Annotated in this window: 12 protein-coding genes; 4 read left to right on the top strand and 8 right to left on the bottom strand. The window is 68.5% G+C overall.

Features of this window, described 5'->3' with window-relative positions; all coding sequences use genetic code 11:
* Nucleotides 1–32 precede the first annotated feature (32 nt).
* Complete coding sequence (locus BMZ17_RS11055) at nucleotides 33–962, top strand: DMT family transporter (protein ID WP_093138628.1); 930 nt, start codon at nucleotides 33–35, stop codon at nucleotides 960–962.
* On the opposite strand, the gene BMZ17_RS11050 is transcribed toward BMZ17_RS11055, so the two are convergent.
* Nucleotides 916–1,425 carry a GNAT family N-acetyltransferase gene (locus BMZ17_RS11050; protein ID WP_093138627.1) on the bottom strand — a complete coding sequence of 170 codons (510 nt, stop codon included), beginning with the start codon at nucleotides 1,423–1,425 and terminating at the stop codon, nucleotides 916–918. The two genes, BMZ17_RS11055 and BMZ17_RS11050, sit on opposite strands and share 47 nt — an antisense overlap.
* A 39-nt stretch (nucleotides 1,426–1,464) precedes the next feature.
* Entirely contained in the window at nucleotides 1,465–1,938 is a 474-nt protein-coding gene (locus BMZ17_RS11045) for a DUF3574 domain-containing protein (protein WP_175485558.1), read from the bottom strand.
* 201 nt (nucleotides 1,939–2,139) lie between these two features.
* On the opposite strand from BMZ17_RS11045, the gene BMZ17_RS11040 reads away from it, so the two are divergent.
* Together BMZ17_RS11040 and BMZ17_RS11035 are read left to right on the top strand one after the other, a co-directional pair.
* Complete coding sequence (locus BMZ17_RS11040) at nucleotides 2,140–4,572, top strand: TonB-dependent receptor plug domain-containing protein (RefSeq protein WP_093138626.1); 2,433 nt, start codon at nucleotides 2,140–2,142, stop codon at nucleotides 4,570–4,572.
* 174 nt (nucleotides 4,573–4,746) lie between these two features.
* The gene (locus BMZ17_RS11035; protein ID WP_093138625.1) at nucleotides 4,747–6,306 is read left to right on the top strand and encodes a sodium:solute symporter family transporter; all 1,560 of its coding nucleotides are present in this window, start codon (nucleotides 4,747–4,749) and stop codon (nucleotides 6,304–6,306) included.
* Nucleotides 6,307–6,345: 39 nt separating this feature from the next.
* On the opposite strand, the gene BMZ17_RS11030 is transcribed toward BMZ17_RS11035, so the two are convergent.
* The 5 genes from BMZ17_RS11030 to rluD all read right to left on the bottom strand — a co-directional run bounded on the left by BMZ17_RS11030 (nucleotide 6,346) and on the right by rluD (nucleotide 12,459).
* Nucleotides 6,346–9,417: a ligand-binding sensor domain-containing diguanylate cyclase gene (locus BMZ17_RS11030; protein ID WP_175485557.1), complete on the bottom strand. Its 3,072-nt coding sequence runs from the start codon at nucleotides 9,415–9,417 to the stop codon at nucleotides 6,346–6,348.
* A 217-nt stretch (nucleotides 9,418–9,634) separates the two neighbouring features.
* The gene (locus BMZ17_RS11025; RefSeq protein WP_093138623.1) at nucleotides 9,635–10,060 is read right to left on the bottom strand and encodes a thiol-disulfide oxidoreductase DCC family protein; all 426 of its coding nucleotides are present in this window, start codon (nucleotides 10,058–10,060) and stop codon (nucleotides 9,635–9,637) included.
* Nucleotides 10,053–10,625, bottom strand: coding sequence for a DUF4166 domain-containing protein (locus tag BMZ17_RS11020; RefSeq protein WP_093138622.1), 573 nt, complete (start codon nucleotides 10,623–10,625; stop codon nucleotides 10,053–10,055). Before BMZ17_RS11020 ends, BMZ17_RS11025 begins: the two co-directional genes overlap by 8 nt.
* 23 nt (nucleotides 10,626–10,648) lie before the next feature.
* Nucleotides 10,649–11,416, bottom strand: coding sequence for a peptidoglycan editing factor PgeF (gene pgeF / locus BMZ17_RS11015; protein ID WP_093138621.1), 768 nt, complete (start codon nucleotides 11,414–11,416; stop codon nucleotides 10,649–10,651).
* A 38-nt stretch (nucleotides 11,417–11,454) separates the two neighbouring features.
* The gene (gene rluD / locus BMZ17_RS11010) at nucleotides 11,455–12,459 is read right to left on the bottom strand and encodes a 23S rRNA pseudouridine(1911/1915/1917) synthase RluD (RefSeq protein ID WP_093138620.1); all 1,005 of its coding nucleotides are present in this window, start codon (nucleotides 12,457–12,459) and stop codon (nucleotides 11,455–11,457) included.
* A gap of 106 nt (nucleotides 12,460–12,565) precedes the next feature.
* Here rluD and BMZ17_RS11005 point away from each other — a divergent pair, with 106 nt between their 5' ends.
* On the top strand, nucleotides 12,566–13,444 hold the full coding sequence (locus BMZ17_RS11005; RefSeq protein ID WP_093138619.1) for an outer membrane protein assembly factor BamD: 879 nt from the start codon (nucleotides 12,566–12,568) through the stop codon (nucleotides 13,442–13,444).
* Between the two features lie 73 nt (nucleotides 13,445–13,517).
* Here the strand turns inward: BMZ17_RS11005 and BMZ17_RS11000 are convergent, their stop codons facing one another.
* Nucleotides 13,518–15,158 carry an NAD+ synthase gene (locus tag BMZ17_RS11000; RefSeq protein WP_093138618.1) on the bottom strand — a complete coding sequence of 547 codons (1,641 nt, stop codon included), beginning with the start codon at nucleotides 15,156–15,158 and terminating at the stop codon, nucleotides 13,518–13,520.
* Nucleotides 15,159–15,292 lie beyond the last annotated feature (134 nt).

The following is a 15,292-nucleotide window of genomic DNA, read 5'->3' as shown; positions in this document are numbered from 1 at the left end:
GACTGACGCTCCCCTCCTGATGCCGGTGCGCCATGTCGCCTTCTCGCTCCAACCTCGGCTGGCCCGACCTGCTGCTGGTGCTGTCCGCGCTGGTCTGGGCGACCAGCTATGGCGTTACCCAGACCGCGCTGCACTGGGTGCCGGTCGCGGTGTTGCTGGCCCTGCGGTTCGGCCTGGCCAGTTTGCTGCTGGCACCGGCGTGGCTACGCCTGCGTCTGCCGCGTGCGGATTGGGCGCGTGTCGCTGGCCTGGGCGGCCTGGTGCTGCTGACCCTTACCCTGGAATGCTGGGGCGTGCTGCACACCAGCGCCTCGCACGCGGCGCTGCTGATCAGCCTGTGCCTGGTATTCACGCCGCTGGCCGAATGGGCCTGGCTCGGCCGCCGCCCGCGCATCCTTGAAGCCGTTGCCTGCGTCGCGTCTCTGACCGGCGTGGTGCTGCTCACCGCCGGCGGCGGCCTGCACCTGCAGCTGGGCGACGGCTTGATCCTGGGCGCGGCGCTGAGCCGCACTGCGCTGGGCGTGCTGACCCGCCAGCAGATGCTGCGTCGCCCGCTGCCTGCGCTGGCCCTGACCGGTGTGCAGTCGGGCGTGGTCGCACTCGGCGCATTGCTGGCGATCTGGCTGATCCCCGGCCAGGCGGTCGCGCTGCCGGGCCTCACCCAGGCCAGCGGCCTGTGGCTGGCCATCGCCTGGCTGGTGATCGGCTGCACCGTGTTCGCCACGGGCGCGCAGAACCTCGGCGCGCGATATCGCAGCGCCACCCGCGTCGCCCTCCTCAGCGGTTGCGAGCCGGCCTTCGGCGCGGTTTTCGCCGCCCTGTGGCTCGATGATCGCCTCGGCTACTGGGGCTGGAGCGGCGCCGCGCTCCTCGTCGGCGCCGCGCTGCTGGCGGTACTGCCAACGCCGACGCTCTTCAGTGCCCGTCGGGCGCTACAAGCGACAGATGCAGGAACTGGTTGAAGTCGCTGGCGACGTAATCGCCGAACGCGTCGCCGTTGCTGAAGCCGCGTTTGCGGTACAGCGCCAGCGCGGGTTCGAAGGCTTCGCCTGAGCCGGTTTCCAGGCTGACGCGCTGCAGGCCGCGCGCGCGGGCCACACCGAGGATGTGTTCCAGCACGGCCGCGGCGGCGCCCTGGCGCAGGTGGTCGGGATGGGTGCGCATCGACTTGAGTTCGCCAGTGCCGTCGCCCCAGTCCTTGAGCGCGCCGACGGCGACCAGCGCGTCGTCGCACCACGCGCTCCAGACCGTCATGCCCGGCGCCTGCAAGCCGGAGAGATCCAGCGCGAACACGCTGCCCGGCGGCGAGTTCGCGTGCATCTGGCGCAGGTGGTATTCGAGCAGCGCGCGGATCTGCGCGCCGCTCAGGTCGTCTTCGCGAAGCGCGAAGCGAGCAGCTGGTGCGGCGGAATCAGTCAGTGACATGGCAGGCAGGCCTGTGGGAGGCCTGCCATCAAGCCACGCTCAGAACGAGACTTCCACCGGCTGGCGCGACCACAGCACCGACTGGTGGCCGGTGGCCTGCTTCCACGCCAGGCGGATCGCCTCGATGTCGGCGCGGCGCTTGGGCGTGTCCTCGTGCAGGACCACCAGCACCTTAGTCTTGAGCCGGTTGGGCTCGGCATCGCCGCGGAACAGCCACTGGCCGTAGGCGTCGAACACGGTCAGGCCGTCGGGGAAGCGAGGCGTCACTTCCTTGTCCAGGAAGGCGCGCCATTTCTCCTCGCTGATCGGCTCGGCCTGCGGGCGATCGGCGGGACCACTTTCCTCGCCCACGCCGAAATACAGCTCACTGCGCACCCAGCCGGTGGCTGCGGCCGGACGCGCCGCGTCGCCCTGCATCGAGGCGGTGGTCGAGGCGACCGGCGCGGCACCCGGCGTGGTGGCGCAGGCGCCCAGGGCCAGCAGGGAGGCAAGCAGGAGGGGACGCAGCAGCATGGGGATCTCCGGAAAAACGGCGCAGTGTGAGGGATGCGGGCACGGGCGCCATATCACCGGTTCGCATGTGTCCATGCGATGGCCGCATCAACACGGCATGGCAAACGCCTTAACGCCCGAATAATATATCGCTCTATCCGGATGGATGTAATGGACTAGATCTCCCGGCCCTCTTTCCTGATCGACCGGAGTTCCCGCCCCATGCCCTCTCCCGCCGCCGCGCCGCTTGGCCTGGCCATCGCCCTGGCGCTGTCCGCGCCCGCCCTCGCCCAGACCGCCGACACCGCCACCAACCTGGACACGGTGATCGTCACCGGCACCCGCGCCAGCAACCGCACGGTGCTCGAATCCACCTCCCCGGTGGACGTACTGAGCGCCGAGGACATCCGCAAGGCAGGCGTGGTCAATGGCGAACTGGGCAGCGCGCTGCAGGCGCTGCTGCCCTCGTTCAACTTCCCGCGCCAGTCCAACTCCGGCGGTGCCGACCACGTGCGCGCCGCGCAGCTCCGCGGCCTGTCGCCCGACCAGGTGCTGGTGCTGGTCAACGGCAAGCGCCGCCATACCTCGGCGCTGGTGAACACCGACAGCAAGATCGGCAAGGGCACCACGCCGGTGGACTTCAACGCGATCCCGGTCAGCGCAATCAAGCGCATCGAAGTGCTGCGCGACGGTGCCGGCGCGCAGTACGGCTCCGATGCGGTGGCCGGCGTGATCAACGTGATCCTGGACGACGATCCGGACAGCGGCGCCATCGAGGCCAGCTTCGGCGCCAACCACACCGACGTAAAGCCGATCGACCAGACTGTCACCGACGGCCAGACCAGTTTCTTCAGCGCCAAGGCCGGCAGCCGCATCGGCGATGACGGCGGCTTCTTCAAGGTCGGCCTGGAACTGAAAAACCGCGAAGGCACCAACCGCGCCGGCTTTGATCAGATCCCGTATTTCGAAGACCAGACCCCGGACAACCTGGCCCTGGCCGGCAAGCGCAACTACGTGCTGGGCGACGGCAAGTCCAAGGACCTCAACGCCTGGATCAACACCGAAGTGCCGTTTGGCGAAACCAGTGAGTTCTATGCCTTCGGCACCTACAACCAGCGCGATACCCAGGGCGCCAACTACTTCCGCTATCCCGATGGCGTGGCCAACTTCAAGGAGGTCTACCCCAACGGCTACCGGCCGATCTCGCTGGGCGAAAACCGCGATGCGCAGGCCGTGGCCGGTGCGCGCGGCCAGTGGGGCGAATGGAGCTATGACGCCAGCCTGGACTACGGCCACAACGACTTCACCTACCGGCTGAAGCATTCGCTCAATGCCTCACTGGGGCCGTCCAGCCCGACCCGCTTCAAGACCGGCGACTACGCCTTCGACCAGACCGTGGCCAATCTGGATCTGAGCCGTGGCTTCGACGCGATCGGTGGTTCGCACACGCTGGGCACCGGCGTGGAGTTCCGTCGCGAGCAGTACCGCACCCACGCCGGCGATCCGGCCAGCTATGCGGCGGGTCCGTTCACCGATCGCCCGACCGGCTCACAGGCCGGCGGTGGCCTCACCCCGCAGGACGAGGCCGACCTGTCGCGCAATGTCGCCAGCGCCTACGGCAGCCTGTCCAGCCAGTTCGGCGATCACTTCTCCACCGACATCGCCGGCCGCTACGAGCACTACCAGGACTTCGGCAGCCAGTGGACCGGCAAGCTCGCCGCCCGCTATGAATTCGTCCCGGCCTTCGCTGTGCGCGCGGCGATCTCGAACAACTTCCACGCCCCGTCGCTGAGCCAGATCGGCTACGAAGCCACGTCCACCGGCTACGACGCCTCCGGCCAGCTGGTCCAGGGCCGCATCCTGTCGGTCAACAACCCGATCGCCCAGGCGCTGGGCGCGCAGCAGCTCAAGCCGGAGAAGTCGGTCAATTACAGCTTCGGCTTCACCAGCCGGATCGGATCGAGCTTCGATGTGTCGCTGGATTTCTTCCAGATCGATATCGACGACCGCATCGCGCTGTCCGAAGACATCAGCGGCGATGCGCTCACCGGCTTCGTGCAGGACAACTTCGGCGTGGCCGGCGTGCAGAGCGCCAGCTTCTTCGTCAACGCCGCCGACACCCGCACCCGTGGCGCGGAGCTGGTCAGCAACTGGCGCCACGCGCTGGGCCAGGGCACGCTGCTGCTCACCGGCACCTACAGCTACGCCAAGACCGAACTGAAGAACCTGGTCGGCACGCCGGGCGAACTGCTCGCGCTCGATCCGGATTACGTGCTGTTCGGCGTGGAGGAAAGCAACACGCTGACCGAAGCCACCCCGCGCACGCGTGCGGCCATCGCCGCCAGCTGGACCAGCGACCAGTGGTCGCTGACCTCGCGTCTGAGCCGCTACGGCACCGCCACGCGCGTGTTCGATTTCGGCGGCGGCTTCACGCCGACGCAGACCTACAGCGCCGAATACCAGCTGGACGCGGAAGTCGAATACCGCATCACGCCGCAGTGGAGCATCGCCATCGGCGGACAGAACCTCACCGACCAGTATCCGGACGAATCGATCCCGGACATCAGCTACTTCGGCAACCTGCCCTACGACGTCCTCTCGCCGATCGGCAGCAACGGCGCGTACTACTACGGCCGCGTGCGTTTCACGTTCTGATGCACTCCCCGGTGCGGCGCGGAAAGCGCGTCGCACCGGGCTCGGCGCGATGCGCACACATCCGGATTTCGATCGAAAACAGGCTATTTCCAGCCTCGGCGTGAAGAGGCGTGATTTGCATCATCACGCGTAGTCATGCTTCCCTGAAACACGGTTCACGCACCGTTCGGGGCAATGCAGCATCTCTCGACACTCGACTACTGGGTCATCGCAGGCTACTTCCTGCTGACCGCCATCATCGGTTTTTCCGCCACGCGCAGGAAAGCCTCTTCCGACGAACTCTTCCTCGCAGGTCGTAGCCTTGGGCCGATCGCGGTGGGCGTGTCGCTGTTCGCTTCCAACATCTCCTCCGACACGCTGGTCGGCCTGCCGGGCGCGGCGTACAGCACCGGCATTTCGGCCGCCAACTACGAGTGGATGGCCGGGATCGTGCTGATCTTCGCCAGCATCTTCGTGATGCCGGTGCTGTTGCGCGCGAAGGTCTCGACGATGCCGGAGCTGATGGAGCGGCGCTTCGATGCGCGCCTGCGCAAATATCTTTCGGTGATCACGCTGTTCCTGTCGATCGTGCTGGACACGGCCGGCACGCTATACGCCGGAGGGTTGATCGTGACGACCTTCCTGCCGATGTTCGACCTGTGGAGCGTGTGCATCACGATTGCGTTTTTCACCGCGATCTATACCGCCTGCGGTGGCCTGCGCGCGGTGGTCTATACCGATGTGATGCAGGGCTTCGTGCTGCTGGCCGGCGCGGCCTGCCTGAGCTTCATCGTGTTCGGCAAGTTCGACTACAGCTGGGCCAACGTGGTGCAGCAGGTCGATGCGCACAAGTTGTCGCTGATCCGGCCGCTGGATGATCCCGGCGTGCCGTGGCTGGGGCTGGTCACCGGCGTGCCGATCGTGGGCTTCTACTACTGGACGATGAACCAGTACGTGATCCAGCGGGTGCTGGGCGCGCGCGACATCGAAACCGCCAGCCGCGGCGCGGTGATCGCCTCGCTGCTCAAGCTGCTGCCGATCTTCCTGATGACCATCCCCGGCGCGATGGCCAGCGTGCTGCTGCCCGGCCTGGAACATCCGGACCAGGTGTTCCCGGCGATGGTCTCGACTTTTACGCCTGCAGGTATCACCGGCCTGATCCTGGCCGGCCTGATCGCCGCGCTGATGTCGACGGTGTCGGCCACGCTCAACTCGGCCGCCACGCTGATCACGCTGGATTTCGTGCAGCCGAAAAAACCGCATCTGTCGCCCACGCAGCTGGCCTGGACCGGCCGCATCGCCACGATGATCATCGCGCTCATCGCCGCGCTGTGGGCGCCGATGATCCAGCACTTCTCCGGGCTGTGGGCCTACCTGCAGCAGGTGTTCGCGTTCGTGGCCTCGCCGCTGGTGGCGGTGTTCCTGATGGGCCTGTGGGTCAAGCGCCTGGGCGCCTCTGCCGCGTTGCGCGGACTGGCCTGCGGCCATGCGCTGAGCGCGGTGCTGTTCGTGCTGCGCGAGACCGAAATCATCACGCTGCATTTCACCATCATGGGCGGCGTACTGTGCGTGGCCACGGCGCTGCTCACCGCCTTCTGGATGTGGAAGCTGGGCACCGCTGATGTGCCCGATGCGCAGGGTCGCGAGATCCTGGCCGATGCACGCCCGGGCCTGGCGCACATCCCGCGCGATGTCGCCGTCGGCATCGCGCTGGTGCTGGGCCTGACCACCACCATCCTGATCGTGTTGCGCTGATCGCGACGCCTTGATCGACACGCGGTGCGATGGCCGGGGTCAGTGGCCGTCCACCGCCTGGGTTTCGCCATTGGGACCGAGCGACAGCACGACGCGGTTGCGACCGCTGCGCTTGGCCACATAGAGCGCCTGGTCGGCGCGGGCCAGCACGTCGGCCAGGCCACGGTCGGCTTCCATCAGGCTGGCCACGCCGATGCTGGCGGTGAGCTCCAGGGTGGCCTCGCCGTGGCGGATGCGCAGTTCCTGCAGGGCGATGCGCAGGCGCTCGGCCAGTTCGCACGCACCCTGCGCGCCGCTTCCGGGCAGGCAGACCATCAACTCCTCGCCCCCATAACGACCGACCACGTCGGCGCCGCGGCAACGCTGGGCGATGGTGCGCGAGGCCGTCGCCAATGCGGTATCGCCGGCCAAGTGGCCCCAGGTGTCGTTGACCGCCTTGAAGTGGTCCAGGTCGATCATCAGCATCGACATCGGCCGCGCGGTCTTGCGTGCGTCCTGCAGCGCGGTCTCGGAGACTTCCAGCGCGCGCCGGCGGGTCAGCAGGCCGGTCAACGCATCGATGCTGGCCATCGCATCCAGGCGTTCATTGGCATCGCGCAGCTCGCGGGTGCGGTCATCGATGATCCGGCTGAGCGCACTGGCGCGGCGCAGCGACCAGCGATGACTCAGGTACAGCACCAGCAGCACCAGCATCAGCACCGAGAGCAGCATCAACAGGCGGGCCAGCCAGGTTTCGAAGAACCGCGGCGCCACCACCAGCGGATAGCTGGCCTGGAGGGTGCGCGCATGCAGGCCGCGCGTCTGCGCGCGCAGCTCCAGCGTGTAGCTGCCGGTGGGCAGGTTGGTATAGACCGCGCTTGGCGGCACGCCGGCCGGCACCTCGTTCCAGCGCGTGTCAAAACCCACCAGGCGATAGGCGTAGCTGGTCTCGCGCGGGGTGCGGTAATCGAGCAGGGCGAAATCGACCAGGATGTTGCGTTCGTCCTCGGCCAACGGGATCTGCTGGCCCACGGCCGGCGGCGCATCGCCATAGCGCGCCGCGCCGTTGACCGTCATGCCGGTGATTTCCAGCGGCAGCGCGGATGAGTCCTCGGCCGCACTTGCCACCTGCTGCGGGCGCACCACGGTCAGGCCCCAGGCGCCGCCGAACAGCACCTCGCCATTGGGGCCGCGCAGGCCGGCATCGTGCGAAAACCCGCCGATGCGCAGCCCGTCGCGCGCGCCCAGCGCGGCGACCTGCAAGGTATCGCCGTCGACCCGGGTAATGCCGCGCGCAGTGCTGGCCCACAGGTCGCCATCGTCATCGACCACGATCGCGTCCACGTGCGCATCGCGCATGCCTTCGGCCACGCCCAGCGCATGGAACGGATAACGGCCGTCGGGCAGCGGCGTCTGCAGCCAGGCCAGGCCGCCATAGGTGCCGACCCACAGGCGCTGGTGGCGCGGATCTTCCAGCACGGCGGTGACGTAGTTCTGCGGCAGGCTGCTGGGGTCGGCCGGATCGTGGCGCAGGTTGGCCAAGCCCGGCGCGTCGAGCCGGCGCACGCTCAGGCCGCCGACCGTGGCGTACCAGCGCCGGCCACCGGCCTCGCTGATGCCCTGGACCTGGTCGTTGATCAGGCTGTCGGGGTCGTTGGGCACGTGGCGGAAGCGGCTCATCTCGCCCGAACTGCCGCTCATCCGGTAGACGCCGTCGTAGGTACCGACCAGCACGTCCTTGCCGTCGTGGGCCAGCACGATCACCCGCTTCTTGGACACGTCCGGCAGCACTTCGCCCTGCACCTGCAGGGTGTCCGGATCGATCGCCAGTACGCCCAGCGTGCCGACCCAGATCTTGCCGCTGTCTACCTGCAGCATCGCGCGCACGTATTGCGCAGCGTGGATGCCGGGCAACGCGACGTGGCGAATGGTGCCGGCCGACAGGTCGATCACCTCCAGCCCGCCCTTGGCCAGCCCCAGCCAGATCCGCTTGCGGTCATCGACCAGGATCGAGGCAACCGAATTGCCCGCCAGTTCCGGCGCGAGCGAGGTCGAGCCGCTGATGTTGAGCGTCATCCGCGCGTTGGGGTCATAACGCGACAGGCCGGCATTGGTCGCCGCCCACACGTTGCCGCCGCGGTCGATGAGCAGGTCGCGCACGCCATCGCCGCTGAGCGAATACGGGTTGCCGATGTCGGACTGCAGCAGCCGCGCCTGCGCGCAATCCTGCAGGCACTGGACGATGCCGTTGCCCTCGGTAGCAATCCACAGCCGGCCATCGGGCAGTTCGGCGAAGGCGCGCACGGTGCGGCCCTGGGTCAGGCCGCCCTGCCCGCTCACCTGCGCCGGCGCCCATTGGCGTCCATCGGGTTCGATCACGAACACGCCCATGCGCCCGGTGCCGGCCCACAGGCGGTTCTTGCGATCGCGATACAGCATCCACACCAGGTCGCTGGCCAGCGTTTCGGCCAGCGCCCCCTCGCCCTGAACGCGGCTAAAGGCTTTCTGCCCCGGCTCGCGCACATACAGGCCGGGATTGGCGCCGACCCACAGCCGTCCCGATGGTTCTTCCTGCACATCGAAGATGCGGGTGGACTGCGACGAGGTGACGATGTCCTGCACCGGCACCTGGGTCACCCGCCCGCTGGCCGGATCGTAGCGATCCAGCCCCAGGTCCGAGGTCACCCAGATCTGTCCGTCGCGCGCGCGGCGCAGGGTAAAGATCTTGGTATTGAGGATCTTGCCGGCACCCAGCGCGATGCGCTCGAAGCGCCGCGTGCCCGGGTCGAACAACGCCAGCCCGCCGGCATTGGTGCCCACCAGCAGGCGCCCGCCGTCCAGCGCCAGCAGCGCGCGGATGTAACCATCGGGCAGGTCGCCGTTTTCCTGGCTGCCCTGCTGGAACAGCTGCATGCGCTGGCCGTCGTAGCGCACCAGCCCGGCCAGCGTGCCCAGCCACAGCCGGCCCCAGGCGTCCTGGATCAGCGCGGTGGTCGCGTCATGGGGCAGGCCATCGACGCCGGTGACGCGGTCGAAGGACGGTTGTTCGAACACGGCCCACGGATCGGACACGGCTGCGGCAGCAGGCGGCGTAGCCTGCGCGAAGGCGATCCCCGGCAGCAACAGCGCCACGACGGCCAGGAGACCAGTGCCCCACCGTGACAATCGCCCTGTCTTCCCTGACCTGCATCCTGCCCGCGGCGCTCCGGCGGACAGGGGGACTGCATCGTGCATGGAACCCCTGGATGGTGGCGGTGGTCGGCACCCCACGCCCTACGATTGCACGCCGATACGACAAGTGCCACCGCTGCCACGGCGCGACACCGGCAAGCTGGGACCGGGGTCTGCTTCAGTCCAGGAAGCGGGCGCGCTGGGCGGGCGTGGGAATCGTGCAGGCCATGGTGCCGAACAGGCGATAGCGACGCCGCGCCAGCGCGCGATACAGCACGTCGCGCAGCGCCGCCGGGATCAGCCTGGCCATGCCAGCTAGGCGCCACACGCCGCCCAGCCCGGTCAGCACCCGCACGATGGCGTCGCTGTCGGTATGCATGCCGGCGGCGTCGACCAGCAGGAACGAGCTGGGATCGTCCGGATCCAGACCATGTTCCTGCAGCAGCGCGCGGCCGCTGGCACCCTGCATCGCGGCGAAGCGATAGCGCCCTGCAGCGTCGTGGCGCAGCAGGAACTTGACCCAGCCATTGCACAGCACGCAGATGCCGTCGAAGACGATCACGGCCTGCCCCGCAGCAGTGCCAGGCACGGCAGACTCAGTCATCGTCGCCCACCGGCAGCAACCAGCCGTCGTAGCGCACCAGCAGGCCGACTCCGGGCAGGCGCACGTCGACCAGGAACCGGTACCGCGCGCCGTCGGCCGATTCGCGCGCCTGCACCCCGCCGAACCAGCGCAGCGGCAGCGGCACGCCCAGCGCGCGGACCGCGCGGACCTGCCAGTCCAAGGTTGCATCGTCCTGGGCCAGCGCGAAATCGAAGGTCACCAGCCCCAGCCGCTCGCGCAGCAACGCCCGGCGCTGCCACAGCGTGGAGGCCATGACATGCGTGCCGAACTGGCGATGCCAGCGTTCGCGCCCGGCTGCACGATCGAAAGTCACGGTGACCGGGACGGTCCCGGTCGGCGGCAGGCGCGCAGCCCAGGCCATCAACACGGCCAGCGGATGACGCCCGCGTTCCACCTGGCCCTGGCCCTGCCAGCACTGTCGACCAACGCCGCCATGCAGCGCCTGCACCGGCAGCGGCAATGCGGCGAACGCAGCTGGACCCAGCACGCGTTCGAACAACGACGCGGACTGCGCTGAAGGCAATTCATCTGGGACGGCATCCATGACCGACATCCTGGCGCGGCCGTTCAGGCGCTGCGCCAGACCAGCGTGGCCAGGCGGCCGGTGCGGGCATCGCGCCGGTGCGAATAGAAGCGCTGCGGATCGCTGATCGTGCACAGGCCGCCGCCGTGGACATCGGTCACGCCGACCGCCGCCAGGCGACGCCGCGCCAGCGCATACAGGTCCACGCGCCAGTGGCCTGGGCGGGTTTCGACAAACGCCTCGGTCGCGCCAGGATCGCCCACGGTGAAAGCGTCGAACACCTCCTGCCCGATCTCATAGGCCTGCGGTCCGGCGGCCGGTCCCAGCCAGGCGCGCACGCGCGCGGCCGGCGTGGCCATCGCTGCGACCGTGGCTTCCAGCACACCGTCGGCCAGCCCGCGCCAGCCGGCATGGGCGGCGGCGACTTCGCGGCCATCGTCGGCGGCGAACACCACCGGCAGGCAGTCCGCGGTGAGGATGGCCAGGACCACGCCCGGCGCAGCGGTCAGCGCGGCATCGGCTTCCGGCTCATCGGCCAGCGCGCGCGGTTGGCCTAGCGGTGTCTCGAAGCGCGCCACGCCCGTGCCATGCACCTGGCGCAGCCACTGCGGCAACGATGGCAGTCCGGCCAGCGCGGCCAGTTCGGCGCGGTTGGCCTCGACCTGGGCTGGCGCATCGCCGTTGGCCGCGGTGCGGTTGCCCAGGTTGAAGGTATCGAACGGCGCCTGCGACCCGCCCGCGCCGAAGCGCAGCGTGCTGAAGGCCTGCACGCCCGGTGGCGCCGGCCAGTCGGCGGGCAGGAACGCACTCATGAAAGATGGCTCATGAAAGCCGGCTCACCCGTCCTGGCTCACTTGCCCTTGTGCGCGGCCGCGTCGGCGCGCAGCGCGGCCATCAGCGCCAGCATGTCGGCCGGGACCGGCGCGCTGGTGCGGACCGGCTCGCCGGTGGTGGGGTGGGCGAACTCCAGCGTTTCGGCGTGCAACGCCTGGCGGCGGAAGCCGCGCAGCTGGCTGGTCAGGGTTTCGTCGGCGCCGCGCGGCAGGCGCAGCGGACCGCCGTACAGCGGATCGCCGACGATAGGGAAGCGCAGGTGTGCCATGTGCACGCGGATCTGGTGGGTGCGGCCGGTTTCCAGGCGGCATTCCACCGCCGTGTGGCCGCGGAAGCGCTCGCGCAGGCGCACGTGGGTGACCGCGTCGCGGCCGTCTTCGCGCACGGCCATCTTCAGGCGGTCGCGCGGATGGCGGTCGATCGGCGCATCGACGGTCGCGCCGGACACCATCGCGCCCACGGCCACGGCCAGGTACTGGCGATGCACGTCGCGCGCCGACAGCTGGGCCACCAGCGAGGTATGCGCCGGCAGGGTCTTGGCCACGACCATGACGCCCGAGGTGTCCTTGTCCAGGCGATGGACGATGCCCGCGCGCGGCAGCGCCGCCAGCGACGGGTCATGGAACAGCAGCGCGTTGACCAGAGTCCCGGTCGGGTTGCCGGCGCCGGGATGGACCACAAGCCCGGCCGGCTTGTTCAGGACGATGACCTCGCTGTCCTCGTACAGGACTTCCAGCGGGATGTCCTCCGGCAGCGCGTGGGTCTGGGTGTCCAGCACGGCGGTCAGGCTGGCGACCTGTCCGGGGGTGACCGGGTCCCGCGGGCGCACGATCTCGCCGTCCAGCCGGGCATCGCCGGACTTGATCCACTCGGCCAGGCGCGAACGCGAGAATTCGGGGAACAGCTCGGCCAGGACCGCGTCGAAACGGCGTCCGGCGGCGTGCGAAGGCACCTGGGCGGTGCGTGGACCCTCCTGGGCAGCGGAGTCCAGCAAAGTGTCGTCGTCAGGGGCAGCAGTCATTTCGTCAGGGGTTCTTCGGTATCGGTTGGCCGGATATTCATGGCCCGGCAGCCGCCTAGGCTATCATCGGCGCTTCGTTTCCCCGACGCGGTCCAGCCGCCTGCCCATGTCCCAGCGTTTCGCAGCCCCGTACACCCGCCCCACCGTCCGCGTCGTGCTCCTGCTCCTGGTGGTGGCCATCGCGGCCACTGGCTGCGGTCGCAACAAGAAGGACAGGGCCCAGGAATCCCGCCCGGTCGAGACCATCTACAGCGAAGCGCACACCGACATGACGCGCGGCAACTGGACCGGCGCCGAGAAGCAGTTCCAGGCGCTGACCGCCCAGTATCCGTACGGCCCGTACACCGAGCAGGCGCAGATGGAAATCGCCTACGCCCAGTACAAGGCCGGCAAGATGGACGATGCGGTCTCCAGCATCGACCGCTTCCTGCGCACCTACCCGACCCAGCGCAACGTGCCCTACATGTACTACCTGCGCGGCCTGGCCAACTCCAGCCGTGACACGGTGTTCCTGCAGAAGGTGTGGCGCCTGGATTCGAGCCGCCGCGACCTGTCGACCCCGCTGCAGGGCTTCAGCGACTTCAACACCGTCTCCGAACGCTATCCCAACAGCCGCTACGCCAACGACGCGCGCCTGCGCATGGTGAAGCTGCGCAACACCTTCGCCCGCCACGAGATGGACAGCGCGCTGTATTACCTGCATCGCGGCGCCTACACCGCAGCCGTCGGCCGCGCCAAGTACATCCTGGAAACCTATCCGCAGAGCGACTACCAGTACGACGCGGTCGCCGCGCTGGGCGAGGCCTACACCAAGCTGGGTAACAAGACCCTGGCCGACGACGCGCGCCGCGTGCTGGAAATGAACGACCCGCAGCATCCGTGGCTGGCCGGCAAGTGGCCCGACTACCCGATGACCATGCGCAAGCTCAACCCGTTCGCCGGCGAGAAGTCCGCGCTGGACAACGAAGAAGCACGCAAGAACTGATCCGCCTTGTCGGATACATAAAAAAGGGGCCGCAAGGCCCCTTTTTTCATGTCCGCCTGAAACGCCGCGAGGCTCAAGCCGGATAGCGGTTACTGATCGGGTAGCGGCGCTCGCGGCCGAAGGCGCGCTGGGAGACCTTGGGGCCGGGCGCGGCCTGCTGGCGCTTCCACTCGTTGACGCGGACCAGGCGCAGCATGCGCTTGACCACGTCGGCATCGAAGCCAGCGGCGATGATCTCGGCCTGCGACTGCTCCAGGTCCACATAGCGCAGCAGGATCGCGTCGAGCACGTCGTAGGGCGGCAGCGAATCCTGGTCGAGCTGGTTCTCGCGCAGCTCGGCAGACGGCGGACGGTCGATCACCGCCTGCGGAATCACCGGCGCACCGCCGACGGTGTTGCGCCAGCGCGAGAGTGCGAACACTTCGGTCTTGTAGAGGTCCTTGATCGGCGCGTAGCCGCCGCACATGTCGCCATAGATCGTCGCGTAGCCGACCGCGTACTCGCTCTTGTTGCCCGTGGTCAGCAGCAGGCCGCCAAACTTGTTGGACAGCGCCATCATGATCGCGCCACGCGTGCGCGACTGCAGATTCTCTTCGGTCGTATCGACCTCGCGACCTTCGAACAGCGGTCCGAGCGCGCTGAGGAACCCGGTAAACGCGCCTTCGATCGCAATCGTCTCCATGCGCACGCCCAGCGCGTCGCACTGCTCCTGCGCCAGCGAATTGGACAGGCCGGCGGTGTAGCGCGACGGCAGGCGCACGGCGGTGACGTTGTCCGCGCCCAGCGCATCGACCGCCATGGCCAGCACGATCGACGAATCGATGCCGCCGGACAGCGCCACCCAGGTCTTCTTGAAGCCGTTCTTGCCGCAGTAATCGGCGATGCCGCGCACGATCGCGCGCCAGGCCAGCGCGTCGCGGCTCTCGTCGCCTTCGTCCTGCCACTGCACCGGCGTGAACGCGCGGCTATCGGCGTCGTAGTCCACCACCAGCCACTGCTCGGTGAAGGCGGAAGCCGCCGGCGAAATGTCGCCGTTGCCGCTGGCGACGACCGACGCGCCATCGAACACCAGCGCATCCTGCCCGCCGACCACGTTGAGATAGGCCAGGGCAACGCCGGTCTCGCGCACGCGCTGGGCCAGCAGCGCATCGCGCTGGGCGTGCTTGTTGTGTTCGAAGGGCGAGGCGTTGGGCACGACCACCAGCTGCGCGCCCTGTTGTGCGGTATCGGCCAGCGGTTCTGCGAACCACAGGTCCTCGCAGATCACCACGCCGACCGGCACGCCCTTGATCTCGAACACGCACGACCCGCCATCGGGATCGACGTGGAAGTAGCGGCGCTCGTCGAAGACGTTGTAGTTGGGCAGCTCGCGCTTGCGGTAGTTGGCGATGATCTTGCCGTCGCGCAGCACACAGGCCGCGTTGTAGAGCACGCTGCCGGCGCTTTCCGGCCAGCCGACCACGGCGGTGATGCCGCCGGTCGCGGCCTTGGCCACCGTGTCCATGGCCGCGTGGCAATCGGCCAGGAACGAGGGCCGCATCAGCAGGTCTTCCGGCGGATAGCCGCTCAGCGCCAGCTCCGGGAACAGCACCAGGTCGGCGCCGTATTCGTCGCGGGCCACCGCGATCTGCTCGATGATGCGCTGGGTATTCCCCGCCAGGTCGCCGACCGGGAAATCGAACTGCGCCATCGCGATGCGGAGCGTTGCGGACATGGGTCACCTGGGCCTGCGGGAACGGGGAACGCCTGCATTATTTCAGATGCCGTGGCATCGCTTGCTGTGGGCAATCAAGGTGGGAGCCACTTCAGTGGCGATCGGGCTTCACAGGAAAGGCCTCATCGCCACTG

The sequence above is a fragment of the Pseudoxanthomonas sp. GM95 genome (assembly GCF_900109775.1).
Classification (GTDB): domain Bacteria; phylum Pseudomonadota; class Gammaproteobacteria; order Xanthomonadales; family Xanthomonadaceae; genus Pseudoxanthomonas_A.
Note: the sequence above shows the minus strand (reverse complement) of the source record. Positions and strands in the feature narration are given on the sequence as shown.